Annotated in this window: 14 protein-coding genes, 1 pseudogene and 2 riboswitches; of the genes and pseudogenes, 12 read left to right on the top strand and 3 right to left on the bottom strand. The window is 52.4% G+C overall.

Annotated elements, in window-relative coordinates:
• Nucleotides 1-98 precede the first annotated feature (98 nt).
• The 6 genes from ABID13_RS13055 to ABID13_RS13030 all read left to right on the top strand — a co-directional run bounded on the left by ABID13_RS13055 (nt 99) and on the right by ABID13_RS13030 (nt 9,261).
• Nucleotides 99-1,136 carry a collagen-like protein gene (locus ABID13_RS13055; protein ID WP_048930766.1) on the top strand — a complete coding sequence of 346 codons (1,038 nt, stop codon included), beginning with the start codon at nt 99-101 and terminating at the stop codon, nt 1,134-1,136.
• A 68-nt stretch (nt 1,137-1,204) separates the two neighbouring features.
• Nucleotides 1,205-1,314, top strand: a riboswitch (TPP riboswitch).
• Between the two features lie 89 nt (nt 1,315-1,403).
• Nucleotides 1,404-1,700: a thiamine-binding protein gene (locus ABID13_RS13050; RefSeq protein WP_007867824.1), complete on the top strand. Its 297-nt coding sequence runs from the start codon at nt 1,404-1,406 to the stop codon at nt 1,698-1,700.
• On the top strand, nt 1,669-2,430 hold the full coding sequence (locus ABID13_RS13045) for an ABC transporter permease (protein ID WP_007867822.1): 762 nt from the start codon (nt 1,669-1,671) through the stop codon (nt 2,428-2,430). The genes ABID13_RS13050 and ABID13_RS13045 overlap by 32 nt, the downstream gene beginning before the upstream one ends.
• A 69-nt stretch (nt 2,431-2,499) precedes the next feature.
• On the top strand, nt 2,500-3,609 hold the full coding sequence (locus ABID13_RS13040) for an ABC transporter substrate-binding protein (protein ID WP_048930765.1): 1,110 nt from the start codon (nt 2,500-2,502) through the stop codon (nt 3,607-3,609).
• A 75-nt stretch (nt 3,610-3,684) separates the two neighbouring features.
• Entirely contained in the window at nt 3,685-4,443 is a 759-nt protein-coding gene (locus ABID13_RS13035) for an ABC transporter ATP-binding protein (RefSeq protein WP_007867817.1), read from the top strand.
• Between the two features lie 156 nt (nt 4,444-4,599).
• Entirely contained in the window at nt 4,600-9,261 is a 4,662-nt protein-coding gene (locus ABID13_RS13030) for an EAL domain-containing protein (RefSeq protein ID WP_048930764.1), read from the top strand.
• A gap of 134 nt (nt 9,262-9,395) precedes the next feature.
• Here ABID13_RS13030 and ABID13_RS13025 read toward each other — a convergent pair whose 3' ends face one another.
• Entirely contained in the window at nt 9,396-10,418 is a 1,023-nt protein-coding gene (locus tag ABID13_RS13025; RefSeq protein ID WP_048930763.1) for a PTS sugar transporter subunit IIC, read from the bottom strand.
• Between the two features lie 234 nt (nt 10,419-10,652).
• Here ABID13_RS13025 and ABID13_RS13020 point away from each other — a divergent pair.
• From ABID13_RS13020 to ABID13_RS13000, 5 genes and pseudogenes are all read left to right on the top strand, one after another.
• Nucleotides 10,653-11,174, top strand: a pseudogene (locus ABID13_RS13020) (phosphatase PAP2 family protein); the annotation flags it as partial.
• A gap of 133 nt (nt 11,175-11,307) precedes the next feature.
• Nucleotides 11,308-12,333, top strand: a complete 1,026-nt coding sequence (locus ABID13_RS13015) for an MBL fold metallo-hydrolase (protein ID WP_048930762.1) — start codon at nt 11,308-11,310, stop codon at nt 12,331-12,333.
• A 137-nt stretch (nt 12,334-12,470) separates the two neighbouring features.
• A riboswitch (THF riboswitch) is annotated at nt 12,471-12,575 on the top strand.
• A gap of 182 nt (nt 12,576-12,757) precedes the next feature.
• Nucleotides 12,758-13,324 (top strand): folate family ECF transporter S component, encoded by a 567-nt coding sequence (locus tag ABID13_RS13010; RefSeq protein WP_007867806.1) that lies wholly within the window; start codon nt 12,758-12,760, stop codon nt 13,322-13,324.
• A gap of 67 nt (nt 13,325-13,391) precedes the next feature.
• Complete coding sequence (locus ABID13_RS13005) at nt 13,392-13,532, top strand: hypothetical protein (RefSeq protein ID WP_156200172.1); 141 nt, start codon at nt 13,392-13,394, stop codon at nt 13,530-13,532.
• Nucleotides 13,533-13,648: 116 nt separating this feature from the next.
• Nucleotides 13,649-14,884 (top strand): NAD(P)-dependent oxidoreductase, encoded by a 1,236-nt coding sequence (locus ABID13_RS13000; protein ID WP_048930761.1) that lies wholly within the window; start codon nt 13,649-13,651, stop codon nt 14,882-14,884.
• Nucleotides 14,885-14,886: 2 nt separating this feature from the next.
• On the opposite strand, the gene ABID13_RS12995 is transcribed toward ABID13_RS13000, so the two are convergent.
• Entirely contained in the window at nt 14,887-16,257 is a 1,371-nt protein-coding gene (locus ABID13_RS12995; RefSeq protein WP_007867803.1) for an MATE family efflux transporter, read from the bottom strand.
• Nucleotides 16,258-16,443: 186 nt separating this feature from the next.
• On the opposite strand from ABID13_RS12995, the gene ABID13_RS12990 reads away from it, so the two are divergent.
• Nucleotides 16,444-17,241, top strand: a complete 798-nt coding sequence (locus ABID13_RS12990; RefSeq protein ID WP_007867801.1) for a Cof-type HAD-IIB family hydrolase — start codon at nt 16,444-16,446, stop codon at nt 17,239-17,241.
• Nucleotides 17,242-17,273: 32 nt separating this feature from the next.
• Here the strand turns inward: ABID13_RS12990 and ABID13_RS12985 are convergent, their stop codons facing one another.
• The gene (locus ABID13_RS12985; protein WP_007867798.1) at nt 17,274-18,836 is read right to left on the bottom strand and encodes a putative polysaccharide biosynthesis protein; all 1,563 of its coding nucleotides are present in this window, start codon (nt 18,834-18,836) and stop codon (nt 17,274-17,276) included.
• Nucleotides 18,837-18,872 lie beyond the last annotated feature (36 nt).

Raw genomic sequence — 18,872 nt, 5'->3', positions numbered from 1 at the left:
ACTCAGACGTGCATATAATAAAAGTAACGAACGCAATGCACTGCCGGAACGATCCGGAAGTGCATTTGCTTTGTAATCTATGTGAAGGGGAGAGTACGATGTATCAAGACGATATAAATGAATGTAGCAATGGAAATGGATGCGGCAAAAAAGGCTGCGGCAGCGGAAGTGGGTGCAATAGCGGAAATGGATGCGGCAGCGGATGCAGATGCAATGACTGGTGCTGCTGCCGGGGACCAGCCGGGCCTCAGGGAGCCACCGGCCCCCGGGGAGCAGCCGGGCCTCAGGGAGCCACCGGCCCCCAGGGAGCAGCCGGGCCTCAGGGAGTTACCGGCCCCCAGGGCCTTCAGGGACCCATGGGGTTCAGAGGTGAGGTTGGACCCACCGGCGCCCAGGGAGCAACAGGGGCAACAGGCGCTACCGGCAGTACCGGGGTTATGGGACCCATAGGCGCCCAGGGACCTGCCGGCCCCCAGGGGAACACGGGAGCCACCGGCCCTCAGGGGGCGGCCGGTCCCACCGGCCCTCAGGGACTCCAGGGGCCTGCGGGACCACAGGGAAACCCGGGGATCACCGGCCCCCAGGGACCATCGGGAGCCACCGGCCCTCAGGGACCTGCCGGCCCTCAGGGAAATCAGGGAGATACAGGTCCTGCGGGAATAACAGGCCCAACAGGAGCCACCGGACCTGCAGGCGCTACTGGTGTCACCGGTCCTACCGGCCCCACCGGTGTGGTACCCAACGACATATTTGCTTCCTTTATCAATTTTGCGGCACTGTATGTCAATGCACAGCAGATACCCATGGGAATTGGCGTGGCGGACGACACAGGTAATATTGTGCTGACCGATCCCACCCATATCACTCTCCAGCCAGGATATTACTCCATTTTTTATGAGGTGACCGTACTGTATTCTGAAAAGACATATATGCAGATCACGCCGTCCTATAACGGCGGACCTCATATTGAATATGGGATCTATTTCATGACCGGGGAAGGACGGTCCAGTGCGGTGGGATCTGTCTCCTTTATCATTGCAGTTCCGGAGGAGACCACATTTACTTTGACCTATAACAGTCCTCTTCCCGGCCCGGAGGGATCACTGACCATGGTGATCTTCAAACTGAGGAGATAAAAGCGGGGATATAATATATTAAATGGCATATATTGACTTTTAATATCACGGGTAGTATACTGAAGCAAGAAAATCAAGAGGGGTGCTGGGCTTGCTTGGCTGAGATGGGACTTAGGTTTCCGAACCCTGACACCTGATCTGGATAATGCCAGCGTAGGGAGTATTCAGACCATGTCTGTGATGTCCCGCCAGGATTGTCCTGGCGGGATTTTTATATTCTGTTCTGTTGGAGCATCCTATGGGACAATAAGAGAAAAGGAGAGAATTATGAACGCAAGTGTAGCAATTCAGACATTACCGGAAGCAGAGAACGATGAGGAGCTGATCCGCATTGTGGACCAGGTCATTGATTATATCAAAAGCACCGGGTTAAACTATTATGTAGGACCGTTTGAGACGGCCATTGAAGGCGACTATGACCAGCTTATGGATATTGTGAAAGAGTGCCAGCACATTGCCGTCAGGGCAGGTGCGCCATCCGTGGCGGCATATATCAAGGTATCCTACCGCCCTGAAGGAGATGTGCTTACCATTGAAAAGAAAGTTACAAAACACCACAGGTAAATTCTGGTCCTGTTCGGCCATTGTCACCATACTCATATTGTGGCAGGCTGCCGTGTCCATGGGAATCATAGAGGGCTTTATGCTGCCCTCGCCTGTCCATGTGGCGCGTACCTTTGTGAGCGAGTTTCCTGCTCTGATGGACAATGCCAGGATTACTTTGACGGAGGCAGCCCTGGGCCTTGGATTTGGAATTGCAACCGGATTTTTTGCCGCAGTACTGATGGACCGGTTTGAGCAGGCATATAAGGCATTCTATCCCCTGATCGTCCTGACCCAGACGGTTCCGGCTGTGGCCATGGCTCCGCTTTTAGTGCTGTGGTTCGGGTATGAGATGACGCCCAAAGTCATACTTATTGTCATCACAACGTTTTTTCCTATCACCGTGGGACTTCTCACAGGTTTTAAGTCCGCTGATCCGGACGCAGTGAACCTTCTTCGGGCAATGGGGGCGGGCCGTATGCAGATATTCCGTTACCTTAAGCTTCCCGGAGCGCTGAACCAGTTTTTTTCCAGTCTCAGGATTTCAGCATCCTATGCAGTGGTAGGCGCCGTGATCTCAGAATGGCTGGGGGGATTCGGCGGACTGGGCGTGTACATGACACGGGTCAGAAAGGCATTTTCATTTGATAAAATGTTTGCAGTGATCTTTCTTATTTCAATGATCAGCCTGCTGCTTATGTGGCTGGTGGAGCTGCTTCAGAAAAAGTGCATGCCCTGGGAAAAACGTTAAGAATTAGTTGGATAGAGTAGTGTACTTTCGGAATCTTCGAGAGCACACAGTAGGATTCAGGAGGAGAATATGAAGAAAAAAAGATACGCAGGAGTCCTTGGGGCGGCTGTGCTTGTAATCATGCTGTCAGGATGCGCGGCCCCGTCCGGTCAGGAGAAGACGTCACCCGGACAGGAGGCAGCCTCATCAGGACAGGAAGCGGCGCCATCCGGGCAGGAAGCGGCACCGGATAAAGATCAGGCAGGAGAGGAGACGTCCGGGCAGGCGGAGGGTCCGCCAAAGGAGATCACCTTTGTACTGGACTGGACGCCTAATACCAACCACACAGGAATTTATGTGGCGGAGGAAAAAGGATATTTTAAAGATGCAGGACTGGAGGTAAGCATTGTGCAGCCGCCGGAAAACGGAGCTGAGGTTTTGGTTGCCTCAGGCAAGGCACAGTTTGCAATGTCCTTCCAGGACAGCCTGGCGCCTGCGTTTTCAGGGGATACCCGGCTGCCCGTGACTGCGGTGGCAGCTGTTATCCAGCACAACACATCCGGCATCATTTCCCGCAAGGGGGAAGGGATGGACAGGCCCAAAGGGCTGGAAGGCATGAAATATGCCACATGGGATCTGCCCATAGAAAAAGCCACCATCCAGGACGTGATGGAGGTGGACGGCGGTGATTTCAGCAAAGTACAGCTGATTCCCAGTATGGTAACAGACGAGGTTACGGCCCTTAAGACAAAATCAGTGGACGCTATCTGGATCTTCTATGCGTGGGCCGGCGTAAAGACAGAGATCGAGGGGTTGGAAACGGATTATTTTGCATTTGCGGACCTGAATCCTGTATTTGATTTTTATACCCCGGTCATCATTGCCAATAATGATTTCCTGGAACAAGAACCTGATACGGTCAGGGCGTTCATGGAAGCGGTGAGTAAAGGTTATCAGGATGCCGTTAAGGAACCTGAGGAAGCTGCGGACATTCTCTGCAAGGCCGCCCCTGAGCTGGATCCTGAACTTGTAAAGGCAAGCCAGATCTACCTGGCGGATCAGTACCAGGCAGATGCGGAGCGGTGGGGGTATATTTCACCGGACCGGTGGAATGGGTATTACAGCTGGCTGAATGAAAAGGGGCTTGTGGAAACGCCCATTGAGGAAAACACAGGTTTTTCCAATGATTATCTGCCCTGACATGTGTGAGGAGATCCAGCAGGGCGGCTGTTAAGACGCCGCCCTGAAATGCGCCCCTGGGGCAAGGAGGAACAGATGGTACAATTAAAGGTGGAAGGGGTGTCCAAATCCTTTGACGGGGAGCCGGTTATCCAGGACATTTCCATTGAGCTTAATAAAGGGGAACTGGTTTCCCTCCTGGGGATCAGCGGGGGAGGAAAAACCACCCTGTTCAATATCATAGCCGGTTTAAGTACCCCGGACAAGGGGCGTGTATTGATGGAGGGAGAGGATATCACAGGATGCCCGGGACGGGTCAGCTATATGCTGCAGAAGGATTTGCTGTTTCCTTTCCGTACGATCGAGGACAACGTGGCCCTTCCGCTTATTATAAAGGGCATGAAAAAGAAAGAGGCCAGGCAGGAGGCGGGAGGATATTTTGCCCAGTTCGGACTGGAGGGTACACAGAAAAAATACCCGGCCCAGCTCTCAGGCGGCATGCGCCAGCGGGCCGCGCTCCTTCGGACCTACCTCTTTTCAGGCAGCGTGGCCCTTTTGGATGAGCCCTTTTCAGCGCTGGACATGCTGACCAAGCAGTCGGTCCACAGCTGGTACCTGAATGTGTTGGAGCAGATCCGCCTGTCAACCTTGTTTATCACCCATGATATTGATGAGGCAGTGCTGCTGTCCGACCGTATTTACCTGCTCACAGGAAAGCCGGGCAGGATCACAGGTGAGATCGTGGTCAGGGAGCCAAAACCCAGATCAGGGGATTTCCATGTGACGGAAGCATTTCTGGAATATAAAAAATGTATATTAAACCATCTGAAAGAGCACTCTGAGGCGGCACTGTGACAGGTTGAACCAGGGGACTTCCGGCTGTAAAGGCCGGAAGTCCCTTTTGTGCACCTATATGTCTGTCCGCAATTCCATTCTTTGGTTGACGGATACATGAAAAAAATAATATAATAGGGTTATATGTGTCAGCAGATTGCAGAAAAGAGGTCATGCATGAACACCATGAAATGCAGTAATGAAACCAGCATTTACATTATTGATGATAATTACCGGATCGTTCATTATAATTCCACCCTGCAGGAGAAATTTCCCGAGCTACAGTGCGGGGATCTTTGTTATGAGAAGCTGTGCCAGGAAAGCAGGCCTTGTGAGGAATGTCCCTTCAGCAAAAGGGACGGATCCGCTGTGGTATTCTACAATAAGGTAGTGCAAAAATGGCTGGAGGTGGGAACGGGTAAGATAGACTGGCCCGGAAAAGGCACCTGCAATATGGTGCTGGTCCGTGAAATTTATGAGGGAAATAAAAACCTGTTCTATAATCTGACCAATATGTCTGCGTATGATGAGCTGTTTGAACTGAATTTTACCAGGAATTCCTATAAGATACTGTACCATGTGGAGAACAAGTATATGATCCCCCATACGGAGGGCCCCCTGGACAGGATGCTTGAGGATGTGGGGAGTTATATGATCCATCCGGATGACGCCCGGGCGTTCAGGGAGTTCTGGGATGCGAAAAGGATAAAAGAGTTTTTAAAGCATGGGGTCCGGAACGGGAGTTCGGTCTTAAAGGGACAGTTCAGGAAAAAGAGGACGGACGGATCTTACTGCTGGGTGGCCCAGATAGCGGTTCCCCTGAATCAGGGGGGAGATGATGAGGACATCCTCATGTGCTTTATCCAGGATATCAGTGAGCAGAAGCGCCGGGAGGAGGAGATGAAGAAGTCCCTTTCCCAGGGCACGGACATGGACCAGCTCACCGGTCTTTACAGGCGCACCGTGTTTTTTAAGCGGGCCGGGGAGTTTGTCCTTAAAGCCTGTGGCGGTTATTGCCTGGTGGCGGTTGATATTGAGCATTTTAAGCTGTTTAACGAGTGGTACGGACAGGAGGAGGGGGACCGGCTTCTGGCCCGGGTGGGAGGCCATTTAAGGGATATACAGGACCAGTACGGCGGCATGGCGGGCTACATGGGGGGAGATGATTTTGTCATCATCCTTCCCGATGAGGAGGATGCTGTCGGGCAGCTGCAAAAGCGGATCATGGAATATGTAAGGCAGTGCGGCGGTACGGCAGGATTTCTCCCTGCCTTTGGTGTTTATGGAATAGAGGATAAAAGCCTGTCCATCAGCACCATGTATGACCGGGCCTGCATTGCCCTGTCATCGGTAAAGGGCAGCTATGCCCAGCGGGCCTGCCGGTATGACAGCCGCATGATGCGGCAGATGGAGGAAAACCACAAGCTCCTTTCTGAGGTCCAGAAGGGGCTGGAACATGGGGAGTTTACCTTTTACGGTCAGCCCAAGTGCAATCTGAGCACGGGCAAGATCGTGGGGCTGGAAGCCCTGGTGCGCTGGAACCATCCGGTGCGGGGGATGATCCCTCCCGGGGATTTCCTGCCTGTTCTGGAGAACAACGGGCTGATCTCCAAGCTGGATCTGTACCTCTGGGAGGAGGTATGCAGGAGGATGCGAAGCTGGATCGACAGGGGGCACCGCGCCGTCCCTATTTCTGTAAATGTATCCCGAATGGATATCTATGCCATGGATGTGGCTGATGTCTTCAGGAAGCTGGTTGAAACGTATTCCCTGGATCCAAGGCTTTTGGAAGTGGAGATCACGGAAAGCGCTTATGTGGAAGAATTTGAAGCGATCACCGGAGTGGTGGAATCCCTGCGGGAAGCCGGATTCACCGTACTTATGGATGATTTCGGGAGCGGGTATTCCTCACTTAACATGCTGAAGGATGTGAATGTGGATGTTCTGAAGATCGATATGAAGTTCCTTGACATGGATGGGGATACCGCCGGGAAGGGCGTGGAGATTCTGGAGGCTGTCACAAGGCTGGCCAACATTATGGGGCTGCGCATGATCGCGGAGGGGATTGAGACAAAGGAACAGATAGACTTCCTAAAGAGTATGGGATGCGCCTATGGTCAGGGATATTATTTTTTCCATCCCATGCCCATAGAGGTATTTGAACCCCTTCTGGCAGATGAGGACCAGATGGATTACAGGGGGATCAAAGCAAAGCAGATGGACCGTATCCGGCTCAAGGACATGTTTGAGGAGGATATTGCCAGCGATGCCATGATGAACCATATCCTGGGAGCCGTGGCGTTCTACCAGCTTCAGGGCAGTGAACTGGAACTTTTGAGAGTGAACGAACAGTACTGTGCCCTCACAGGGACCAATGCAGTGGATCTGGAATCACAGCGCAGGTCCATTCTCCAGGACACGCGGGAGGAGGACAGGCCGCGTGCCATAAGAATATTTACCCAGGCGTATGAGAACCAGCTCAATGGAGCGGAAGGGGATATCAGGCGCAGGAAAGCGGATGGAACCTATATGTGGATGCACCTGCGGGTCTTTTTCCTCAGAGAACAGGACGGGCGCAGGCTGTTTTATGGAGCGGTGTCCGATGTCACGGAGCAGCGGCGCAGGGAGCAGAAGCTGGAGGCATCCCAAAGGGCTCTGTCCGCTGTGGTCCACATTGCCCAAAAGGATGAGTCCTTTATGAAGCTCACAGAGGAGAACCGGCGGGCCGCGGCATCCATTTTTGCCCAGATGACCCCGGGAGGCATGATCGGCGGATACTGTGAGGAGGGATTCCCACTGTATTTTGCCAACTATGAGATGGTTAAGCTGCTGGGGTATGACTCCTTTGAGGAACTGGAGGAGGCGATCCGGGGCCTGGTCCTCAATACCATCCACCCGGATGACCGGGAGCGCGTGAGCCGGGACATTGGGCAGGAGTATTATCCGGGGTTGGAGTACACCACCACCTACAGGATGCCCAAGAAAGACGGCTCATGGTTCTGGACCCTTGATAAGGGGCGGGTCATTGAGGCGGAGGATGGCCGTCTGGCCATTGTCAGCGCATGTACGGATATTTCGGAGACCATGGAAGCCCAGGAGGCCTTAACTGAGCGCAACAGTGAGTTGCTTCGCAAGAATGAGGAGCTGAATTTCCTTAATAATGATATGCCCGGCGGTTACCACCGCTGCGCTAAAAATAAAGAGTTTGATTTTACCTATATCAGCAACCGCTTTCTGGACATCTTTGGCTATACCAGGGAGGAGATCAGGCTTCTGTTTGACAACAAGTTCATCAATATGGTCCATCCCGATGACCGGGAGCGTATGGTGAGAGGCGTGGACATACTCACTGACAGCGAACAGGCTTACAACATGGAATACCGCATGAGATCCGCCAAAGGCTATATATGGGTTATTGACCAGACACGGTACATGAGTTACGGGGGAAATGAATTTTTCCAGGGCGTGGTCCTGGATGTCACGGAGATGGTGACACTGCGTGAGCGTCTGCGCCTGCTCCTGGATTATGTTCCTGAAGATTTTATCCTTGTCAGATCCAGGGACGGCCGGTATGAATATGAGGTTATGGCGGACGGACTTGCAAGGTCGCTGGGGTATACAAAGGAAGAATACAGGGATATGCTGCCAAAGGGCGGGTATCTGGAACAGGGATACGGGGACGGATTTCCGGAACTTCTTCATAAGATCAGCTGTCTTTCAGACAGCGGACAAAGGTTCACCCATGTATCCGCCTTTATCCGGCCGGACAAAAAGAAGGTCTGGATCCGTACGGAGGCCAGATCCGTGAAACAGGAATCAGATGAGACCATCTACCTCTTTAACTACAAGGATGTGACGGATATCCAGGAAAAAAGGCAGGAGCTGGATCTTTTGGACCAAAAGCAGAAGACGATTCTCCACCTGGCAGGGATCAACAGCTGGGAATGGGATCTGAGGGATGACAGCCTGGTCCTCACTAATGTGACCAGCCCCAACTTCGTAAAATACCTCTGCAGGCAGGATGAAGCAAACGGGGAAACCGTGACGGGTCTGACCGGACTTCTGGACAGAAATGCATGTATACTGGACAAATACAGGCAGCCCTTTTTGGATTTCATGATGCATCTGCGAAGAAATGTGGGCCACAAAACCTTGAGTTTTGAATTTCCGGTAACAGCGGATGACGGTTCCCTCATATGGTTCCGGTCTGCGGGGGAAACCATTCTGGATGAGGAGGGCACGCCTTTGGTGGTGCTGGGATACTGTACGGACATTACGGATAACAAGCTGCAGAAACAAATGCTGACAAAAATGGCGTCCACGGATTCCCTTACCGGTCTTCTCAACCGTCAGTCCGCCCTGCCGGCCATCCGTGCCTATCTGGCACAGGGTGCATGGTCCTCGGCAGCCCTTATCATGTTTGACCTGGATAACTTCAAGATGGCCAATGATGTATTCGGCCATGACTTCGGGGATTCCATGATCGTACAAAATGCAAGAAAGCTTAAAAGTTATTTCCGGAGTGAGGATATTGTGTGCAGGATGGGCGGTGACGAGTTCATCATCCTTTGCAAGAACATAAGTGAGAAGGACATAGAGGCAAAGCTGAACAGGATCGTGGATGATATGTCCGTTACACGCCGCGGCGAAGGAAAGGACATCACATTCTCTATCTCTGCCGGCTATGTCATGATCCCGGAACAGGGGATCAACTTTGACGAACTCTACCACAAGGCGGACATAGCCCTTTTTGCGGCCAAGATGTGCGGGAAATGTGCCTACAGGAAATATGACCCGTCCATGAAATCAATCCGTATAGAACTGGCGGGCACGCCCTGAGGGCGCGGCGGCCAGAGATTCCCGGAACAGGGATCGAACGAAATACGTATCAAAAAGATTGCGTATAAAAAAAGCAGGCGGAACCGACCATGAATATATCAGGTCGGCTCCGCCTGCTCTATGTTTCCCCAATCCTACAGATCCAGCTTCAGATCCCCCTCTTTGATCCATCCCATCCTGCGCAGGATCTCCCCGAAGATAAAGGTGAGCACTGCCGGGAGCACAAAGCAGACCAGCAGGATCCCAAGCCACATCCGGGCGCCGCCTCCCATGGCGGTGTAGACGCCGATGGGACCCACCAGGCCGCAGGTGCCCATACCGGAGCCCGCCGGGATGTTCTTAAGGCCAAAGACCACGGTTGCAACAGGGCCTGTGATCATGGATGCCAGAGTAGGCGGGATCCAGATCCGGGGGTTCAGCACAATATTGCCCATCTGCAGCATGCTGGTGCCCAGACCTTGGGCCATAAGGCCGCCAACCCTGTTTTCGCGGTAGCTCATCACTGCAAAACCGATCATCTGCGCACAGCAGCCGGCAGTGGCCGCTCCCCCCGCCAGTCCGTCCAGGGAGAGAGCGATACAGATGGCAGCGCTGCTGATGGGAAGGGTAAGGGCAACCCCGATCAGGGCGGATACCAGGATTCCCATGATAAAGGGCTGCATTTCCGTGGCTGTTTTTACCAGGTTTCCGAACCAGTTCATAAAGCCCGCCACGCCCGGTCCCACAAACTGGGCCACCAGTACGCCGGAGATAATGGTGATCCCCGGAGTGACAATGATGTCCAGCCGCGTTTCCTTGGAGACGATCTTGCCCAGCTCAGCAGCGATGATGGTGGCCACCAGAGCGCCTACGGGACCGCCCAGGGTATTGCCCGCAATCCCCACGGTGGCTGCGGAGAACAGCACCAGCTGAGGCGCCTTCAGCGCGTGGGCAATGGCAATGCCCAGAGCGGCTCCTGTGGCGCTTTTGGCATAATCAGCGATCACATTAAAAATCTCAATGTCAAATTGTTGTCCCAGGGTTCCGAATATGGTGCCGATGAGCAGGGAGGCAAACAGGCCGAAGGCCATGGCTCCCAGTGCATCGATCAGATAGGTCTGGACAGTGATGTTAACATTTTTCCGTTTTAGAAACTCCTTTACACTCTCGGTTTTCATACTCATTCTCTCCCTTATTCAAACATCGTTACTGCCGTCTGTACATCCCGCCCCGGGGAATATTTGTCAGAAAGCATTATTTAACACGTTATGGATAGGAATTTTACCATACTTTGACAAAAAAGCAAGGATTTTTGACGAAAACCCGCTGAATTGTTAAAATATTAACATATTGCAAATTTATATGGCGTGGGATATAATGGTACGAATAGGGGACATTAATTCCAGAGAGAGGTGGACGATATCGAATTCCGTTTTTTATATTTACTCCAGGATCTGCATACTCCCCTGGTGGATGGCCTTATGACATTGATCACATCCCTTGGGGATCACGGGATATTCTGGCTGCTGCTTGCAGCAGTGCTGTTTGCTGTTCCAAGGACCAGGCTCATGGGCGCCTGTATGCTGGTATCCATTGGCATAGGTTTCCTGTTGGGAAATGTCGCCCTAAAGAATCTGATTGCCCGGGACCGTCCCTGCTGGCTGGATCCCACCGTACAGCTGCTGGTCCAGGTGCCCAGGGATTATTCATTTCCCTCCGGCCACACCCTGGTAAGCTTTGAAGGCGGGGTGACTATATTCATGTTCAACAGAAAGTGGGGGATTCCCGCCCTGATGCTGGCAGTGCTGATCGCATTTTCCAGAATGTATCTGTTTGTGCATTTTCCCACGGATGTGCTGGCTGGCATGGCGCTGGGAATCATCATTGCATGGTTTGTTGCCAGAACTGCTAAGAGGATGAGTACCGCCAAAGACATAAGTACCGCCAAAGATATAAGTACCTCCAAAGGCATGGGGACCGCTAGTGGCATGGGGACCGCCAAGGGATCAGAGGAAAATCAAAGACAGGATGATGAAAGATTGACAGAATAAAGGACAGGTGACATATATGTTGGAACGCGCACCGGGAATCTATGAGGTGGAGTTATACAGCAACCAAAAAAGTATCAGTGAAATAAAAATATTCCTGATTCCGGGCAGGGACGGGGGGCGCAGCCTGATGGTGGATGCCGGGTTCAGGAAACAACAATGCCTGGAATCCATGGAGGAGGCCCTGGCCAGCCTTGGGATCACTTATGATAGACTGGATATTTTCCTGACCCACAAGCACCATGACCACTGCGGACTGGCCAGTGTGTATGCCCAGCGTGGGGCCAGGCTTTTCATGAATCCCCAGGAGGACAGACACTGCTATGACTGTCTGTACTATAACCACAGTCATGGCTCCCAGGAGGACCAGCCTGAGGTGCTGCGGGCAGTGGGCGTTACCGAAACAGGGACACCCCAGGTCTGGAACATGTTCATGGAGGTGAACCGCCGTGTGAATGAGAACAAGGGGTGGGAATTTGAGATCCCCGGATTCGCCTATACACCGGTAAAGGCAGGGCAGATCCTGTCCTACGGCGGATATGATTTTGAGACCGTTCCCCTGAAGGGACACACCTTTGGACAGATGGGGCTTTATGAAAAAAAACGCAGGATCCTGTTCTGCGCAGACCAGGTCATTGACGGCATTGTGCCCATTGTGGGGACCACATACCCGGATGAGCATCTGCTGAAGGGGTATTTTGAATCCCTGGAACATTTTAAGCATGAATATAAGGACTGTCTGGTGCTGCCGGCCCACAAGGAGCCGATCAAGGATGTGAAGCGGGTGGTGAACCGGATCGTGTTCGCCTATCTGGATAAGACAGACCTGATCAAACATATTCTGGATCACGGACACCGCAGGATGACCACCAAGGAGGTGGCCTGTCTGGCTTACGGCATGGAATCCGTGCCAAAGGATGAGGCGGAGTTTATCAAGCTCAAGATGGTGATCAGCAAGACCTTTTCCTGCCTGGAGTACCTGTATGATGAGGACTTTGCCATCCGTTCCAGGGAGGACGGGATTTTTTACTGGGAAGCTCCCTAGAGGGTGGAGCAGACAGAGGGCCCGCATGGCGGAATCCCCATGGAACGGTCATGGGCCCCGGAGGGTACTGAAAAATATACTTGCATATTTAAGAAAATAGTGTATAGTATACATTAGCAATAAAATAAAATAATGAAAGCAGAGTAGGCATATGTGCGTTAAGTGCCGGCTGAACAGGGAGTTGTCAGCTGGACGAAAGGAAACTTGCGTTTCCTGCGGTACATAGGCCGCATCCCGCTGCAACGGAAGATAGATGGAGCGGCTGAGAGCGGCTTTGGATCAGGATTAAAACTGATGCAGGGCTGTTTTGTAAGGCCGTTTTTTATGTCTGGAACCTGGGTGCAGGTATGATCCTGAACCTGTTTGGAACATGTCGGATATCTCCCATTGTAGTACGAGAAATCTGCAAAGGAGGTAATTGTTCATGAAGAAACTGGCAGCTTTATTTACCAGCTCATCCCAGGAGATGAGACAGGTCAGGACCGTTACGGTATGCGCCATGATGGCGGCTATAGGAGTGGTTTTGGGGTCGCTGACCATTTACATTACGGATACGGTGAGGATCGGATTTTCCGGGATCCCCGTTACCCTTGTAAGCTATCTGTTCGGGCCCGTGGTGGGGGGCATGTTTGGAGGAGCCCTGGATGTGCTTAAGTACCTGGTCAAGCCCATGGGGCCGTTTATGCCAGGTCTGACCCTGATCGTGATGCTCAAAGGACTGCTGTACGGCTGTTTCCTTTACAAAAAGCCCCTGACCCTGTGGCGGGTGCTGGCCGTCCAGCTGGTGGTGGCTGTTGTGTGCAACCTGTTCCTCAACACCCTGTGCCTGTCTCTTGTGTATGGAAAGGCATTTATGGTGCTCCTGGCCCCGCGTATTATCAGAAATCTGATCATGTGGCCCATTGACGCTTTTATATTCTTTAATACTGCAAAGGTCCTGGAGATGACAGGGGTGTTCCGCATATTGGGAAAGACCAGGACCGCTGTATGATTTTGGGATGCCCCGGCACGATCCCGGCCTGTTTAAGGGATGGAATACGAATTGGAAAAAATAACTGATGAAATTATTAACGATCCATTGGTCTGAGGAAAATGCCTTTGGTCCGCCTTTAAAATGGCTGGCCGGAGGCATTTTTGCGCAGTGCGCAGCCATGGTACATTCTGGAAATAAAACAGAGAGCAGCCTTCAATACCGTTAATTTTCCGTCAAGCTGTTTTGCAAAAAGTACACCCGGCCTGTTGCAGGAAGCACCGGTCCGTGCTATGATGATGTCTGCAAAAAAAACAGAAGTCAAGATTGAGGAGGAACCATGCCATGGCAGTTCATGTAATTGATGAAGCAAACAGATGCCTTCAGTGTAAGAAACCAATGTGTCAGCAGGGATGCCCCATCCATACACCCATTCCGGCCATGATCAAAGCATTAAAGGAAGGGGGACTGGAGGACGCAGGCGCCATGCTGTTTGCAAACAACCCAATGTCCCTGGTGTGTTCCCTGGTGTGTAACCATGAGCGCCAGTGCGAAGGCCATTGTGTCCTTGGCAGAAAGGGCCAGCCGGTCCATGTGAGCAGTATTGAGAACTATATATCAGACACCTGTCTGGAACGGATCAACATAGAATGTGCACCTAAGAACGGAAAAAAGGTGGCGGTCATCGGTGCCGGACCGGCCGGTATCACCATTGCCATTATGCTGACCCAGAGGGGGTACAGCGTGACCATCTTTGATTCCAGGGACAAGATCGGAGGGGTACTGCAGTATGGCATCCCGGAATTCCGGCTGCCCAAGAGCATTCTGGACCGTTATAAGAAAAAGCTCCAGTCCATAGGGATCAGGATAAGGCCCAACACCACCATTGGCGGAGCACTGGAGATCAAGGACCTGTTCCGGGACGGATATGAGAGCATTTTCATCGGAACTGGCGTCTGGCGTCCCAAGACCCTTGGGGTAAAGGGGGAGTCACTGGGAAATGTTCATTTTGCCATTGATTACCTTGCCAATCCCGATGCCTATGACCTGGGGGATAATGTGGCCATTATCGGCGTGGGCAATTCAGCCATGGATGTGGCAAGGACCGTGATCCGCAAGGGATCCCATAATGTGACCATGTACGCAAGGGGAAAGCATTCCGATGCCAGCCTGCATGAGACCCAGTATGCTATGCTGGACGGAGCCAGGTTTGAGTTTGGGAAAAGTATTGTGGAGATCAATGATGACGGACCGGTGTTCCGGGATGTGTGTTTTGATGAGGAGGGGAATATCACCGGATACTCTGAAGAAACAGAGCAGGTGAAGGCGGATTCCGTGATCATTTCCATCAGCCAGGGACCAAAGAGTAAGCTGGTCAACACCACAGACGGTCTGAAGGCCACAAAAAACGGGCTGCTTCAGACCTCGGACAACGGAGAAACCACGGTGGAAGGCATATTTGCCTCCGGTGATGTGGTCCTGGGAGCCAAAACAGTGGTGGAGGCGGTTGCCTACTCCAAAACCGTGGTGGATGCCATGGACGAATACATGAAAAACAAGGATAAAAACAAAGGGAATTAAGATTATTTCATTTCGCGTTTCAATTTCCTGAAGGAAATGATAAACAGTGATACCGTGGTGCAGACTGCCAGTGTATCTGCAATGGGCTCTGCCAGGAAAACCGCAAATACCTTGTTTTCAAAAAATGCAGGCAGGACGTAGATAAGAGGTATCAGCAGGATGACCTTTCTCAGCAGCGCCAGGAACAATGAAGTCTTGCTGTCGCCCAGTGCGATGAAGGTCTGCTGGCAGGCCAGCTGGGCGCCAAAGAGCAGGACGGCGGCCATGTATATATGGATGGACCAGGTGCTGAAGGCGGTGAGGGCAGGGTCCTTGGTGAAGATACGGATAAAGACCGAGGGAGCAAACATGCTGACCGCCCACATGGCAGTGGAATAGCACATACAGGAGATGAGCAGAAGACGGAAGGTTCTGCTGACCCGGTCCAGTTTTTTTGCCCCAAAGTTAAAGCTGATAATGGGCTGCGCGCCCTGGGTCAGCCCCTGAAGGGGGAGCAGGGAGAACTGCATCACGCTTCCCATAATGGTCATGGCCCCCACGGCCACATCACCTCCGTATTTTAACAGTGAAGTATTAAAGCAGATGTTCAAAATGCTTTCCGTGAACTGCATCACAAAGGGTGCGGCCCCCAGGGCAATGGCAGGCATGAGGACCTCTGCTTTTGGTTTCATATAATGGGGGCGTATGTTGAGATAACTCTTTTTGGAAAGCAGGAACAGTACCACCCAGGCAGCGGAGATGCCCTGGGAGATGATGGTTGCCAGAGCGGCGCCCCGCACGCCCATATGGAACCCAAACATGAGAATGGGATCCAGGATGATGTTGCACACGGCTCCGATCAGTACGGTGAGCATTCCGGTTTTTGCATATCCCTGGGCATTGATAAACGCATTCAATCCCAGCGCCAGCTGCACGAAAATGGTCCCCAGTGAATAGATCTGCATGTAGGCCCACCCGTACTCAATGGTATTGGCGCTGGCGCCGAACATCAGCAGGATACTGCGTCCAAAGGTGAGGAAAAAGGCGGTGAGCACCACCGCCACCACGATCAGGGCCGTGGTGCAGTTGCCCAGGATATTTTCAGCCTCATCCTTTTTACCCTTGCCCAGCATGATGGATGCCCTGGGCGCGCCGCCCATGCTCACCAGGGCTGCAAAAGCTGAGATGGCCATGATGACAGGAAAGGTGACGCCCACGCCGGTCAGGGCATTGGCCCCCACGCCGGGCAGGTGGCCTATGTACATACGGTCAACCATGTTATATAATACATTGATAATTTGGGCGGTAATGGCTGGAATTGCCAGATTAAACAGCAATTTTCCCACACTGCCCGAACCCAGGTCTACTTCTTTTGCTTCTTTTGATGTTCCCATAAATATTACCAAGTCCTTTCTATCTCTAAAAAATGCCATCTAATAAATATATCTCCAAACCAAAAGAAAGTCAATAACGGGTCTTTTACATTAAGGGAAGGACTGGTATAATGTGCCATAGATACCTTGGAGCATGATGCAAGGAGGAACGTAAAGGGAAAGTAAGGGGAAAAAGGAGAGACGTGCATGGTAAAAGCAATATTCTTTGACATTGACGGTACTTTAAGGGAATTTGAAAAAAAGGGGATCAGCATGAGCACAAGACAGGCTCTGGATAAGGCCAGACAGGCCGGTATCCGGCTGTTTATCGCCACCGGCCGGCATTATCTGGAGATCGAGGAGGAAAAACTGTTGGATGACCTTGTGTTTGACGCCTATGTCACCCTTAACGGCCAGTACTGTTATGAGGAAAGCCCGGGCAGACCGGTGCTGTATAAGAATCCCATTGCCCGGGATCAGGTGGAGACAATCCTTGAGGTCATGGAAAAGGAGCCGTTTCCCTGCCTGTTCATGGAAGCCCACCGGTGGTACCTGAATTATGTGGATGAACGGGTGGAACGGGTGCAGCAGAGCATAGGAACCCGTATTCCTCCTCTGGGAGATATAAAGAGGGCTCTTTTCCACGATATTTACCAGGTCATTCCTTACCTGGATGAGCCTGGGGCATTGGAGCTGGTAAAGAAGCTGCCGGGCTGCGAGTACTCTGTATGGCACGATGGGGAGGGAGTGGACCTGACCCCAAAGGGAGGCGGAAAATGTACAGGGATCCGGCAGGTTCTTGCCCATTACGGGATCGATATCAAGGATGCGGCCGCCATTGGGGACGGTAACAATGACGTGTCCATGCTCTCCTATGCGGGGATCGGCATTGCCATGGGCAATGGGACAGCCAAGGCCAGGGCGGCGGCGGACTATGTGACCGGGGATGTGGCCCGGGACGGACTGATGCAGGCCGTGGACTACCTGCTGTCCCGTACCTCCTAGCGCGTGTATGGACCATGTTCTCCGAAACACTTTTACGGAAGCGGTTTCCTCTTATGAAACAGGAGCAAAAGCCCCATGTAGCAGATACTTAAGAATACAATGTGGACCGAGGTTTCAATAAACAGGGGAAGGCGGTCCAGGGATGTCATCACATGGGAGAATGCCAGGTATATGCCGATGGAGATGAGAAGCAGTACAACAGGCTTTATGATCATGTTGGCAGTATCCCACTGAAAGGGCACCTGCCTTTTCACGGCCAGAAAACACATGACAGCAAGGGCCAGCTCGCTGGCCAGCATACCCCACAGATACCCCAGGATCCCAAAACGGGGAATGGCAAAGAGCACAAAGGCCAGCCGTATGACCATGGCCCACACGTTTTGGAAAAATGTGACAGAGGTCTTTCCCAGCCCGTTCAGGATGCTGCCCATGGTGGTGGCCAGGTACATAAAAGGACACAGCCAGGACAGGATGGTGATGAACGTGCCTGCGTTCTGGTCATGGAACACGCTGACGCCCAGCTGGTTGCCGAAGATGGTAAAGATGCCGATGCACAGGATCCCCATATAACAGCTGTAGCGCAGGGACATGGATATCATGGAGGAGATCCGGGCTTCATTGCCGTCCGCCTGGGCTTCAGCCACGGTGGGGAGGAGGAGCACGGCCATGGAATTGGTGATGGCTGACGGAAATAGGATAAAGGGCAGGGCCATACTGGTGAGCACACCGTAGATGGACAGGGCCTCGGAGTTGGTGAGGCCGGAACTCATCAGCCTATTGGGAATCCATATGGCTTCTGCGCTTCCCAGTACATTAAGGATCAGCCGGTTGCCCATAAGGGGCAGTGCCAGAGCCATGAGGGGAGCTGCCGATGCACCAAAGGAGAGAGGGATGACCTTGCGTATGTTCCTCTCTTCTTTGCGTCCCGAGGGAGGAAAAAAGCCTAGGCAGAACAGGGTAAATGCCGCTGAGGCCATTTCCCCGATCAGATGCCCGTACACAGCCAGGCTCACCGTGATCTCACGTCCGGAATCCAGCCAGATACCGGCGATCAGGAACACGGCGCCCATGCGGATGACCTGCTCAGCCACCTGGGAAAATGCAGGCACTCTGGCTTTCTGCATTCCGTAATAATAACCGTTAATGCAGGCGTGGAGGGCTGCAAAGGGAACAGATACGGCCATAACAGGAAGATAGGGCGCGCATCTGGGTTCCAGCAAAAGCTTTTCAGCCAGGAAATGGTTGTTGGTGTAAATGACCCAGGCAAGAATAAAAGACATGCCCATGGCAATCACAAGGCCTGTCTTGAACACGGCCTTGCCCCGGGCCTGGTTGGCGGCCACATACTGGGACAGGGCGGTTTGGATGGAACCTGCACAGACGGCAAAACAGATGCTGAATATGGGATGGACCATATTGTAAATGCCCAGGCCCTCGGCTCCGATGGTCCTGGACATGTAAATACGGTAGAAAAAGCCCAGGATCCTGCATATGAACCCTGTGGAGGTAAGGAGCAGCGTACCTGTTATAAACGCCATTTTCCGTGGGGAAAGGCGTTTGGAAATGGATGAAGATGCGATGATTGACTCCTTCATGGATACTCCGGGAAATGGGAATTATTACAAGTATAT

The organism is Enterocloster citroniae (genome assembly GCF_040545455.1).
Taxonomy (GTDB): Bacteria; Bacillota; Clostridia; order Lachnospirales; family Lachnospiraceae; genus Enterocloster; species Enterocloster citroniae.
Note: the sequence above shows the minus strand (reverse complement) of the source record. Positions and strands in the feature narration are given on the sequence as shown.

Excerpts from the sequence above, each read along its gene's own strand:
- ABID13_RS13055 (WP_048930766.1), top strand. The coding sequence starts at position 99 with ATGTATCAAGACGATATAAATGAATGTAGCAATGGAAATGGATGCGGC.
- ABID13_RS13050 (WP_007867824.1), top strand. The coding sequence starts at position 1,404 with ATGAACGCAAGTGTAGCAATTCAGACATTACCGGAAGCAGAGAACGAT.
- ABID13_RS13040 (WP_048930765.1), top strand. The coding sequence starts at position 2,500 with ATGAAGAAAAAAAGATACGCAGGAGTCCTTGGGGCGGCTGTGCTTGTA.
- ABID13_RS13035 (WP_007867817.1), top strand. The coding sequence starts at position 3,685 with ATGGTACAATTAAAGGTGGAAGGGGTGTCCAAATCCTTTGACGGGGAG.
- ABID13_RS13030 (WP_048930764.1), top strand. The coding sequence starts at position 4,600 with ATGAACACCATGAAATGCAGTAATGAAACCAGCATTTACATTATTGAT.
- ABID13_RS13025 (WP_048930763.1), bottom strand. The coding sequence starts at position 10,418 with ATGAAAACCGAGAGTGTAAAGGAGTTTCTAAAACGGAAAAATGTTAAC.
- ABID13_RS13015 (WP_048930762.1), top strand. The coding sequence starts at position 11,308 with ATGTTGGAACGCGCACCGGGAATCTATGAGGTGGAGTTATACAGCAAC.
- ABID13_RS13010 (WP_007867806.1), top strand. The coding sequence starts at position 12,758 with ATGAAGAAACTGGCAGCTTTATTTACCAGCTCATCCCAGGAGATGAGA.
- ABID13_RS13005 (WP_156200172.1), top strand. The coding sequence starts at position 13,392 with ATGAAATTATTAACGATCCATTGGTCTGAGGAAAATGCCTTTGGTCCG.
- ABID13_RS13000 (WP_048930761.1), top strand. The coding sequence starts at position 13,649 with ATGGCAGTTCATGTAATTGATGAAGCAAACAGATGCCTTCAGTGTAAG.
- ABID13_RS12995 (WP_007867803.1), bottom strand. The coding sequence starts at position 16,257 with ATGGGAACATCAAAAGAAGCAAAAGAAGTAGACCTGGGTTCGGGCAGT.
- ABID13_RS12990 (WP_007867801.1), top strand. The coding sequence starts at position 16,444 with ATGGTAAAAGCAATATTCTTTGACATTGACGGTACTTTAAGGGAATTT.
- ABID13_RS12985 (WP_007867798.1), bottom strand. The coding sequence starts at position 18,836 with ATGAAGGAGTCAATCATCGCATCTTCATCCATTTCCAAACGCCTTTCC.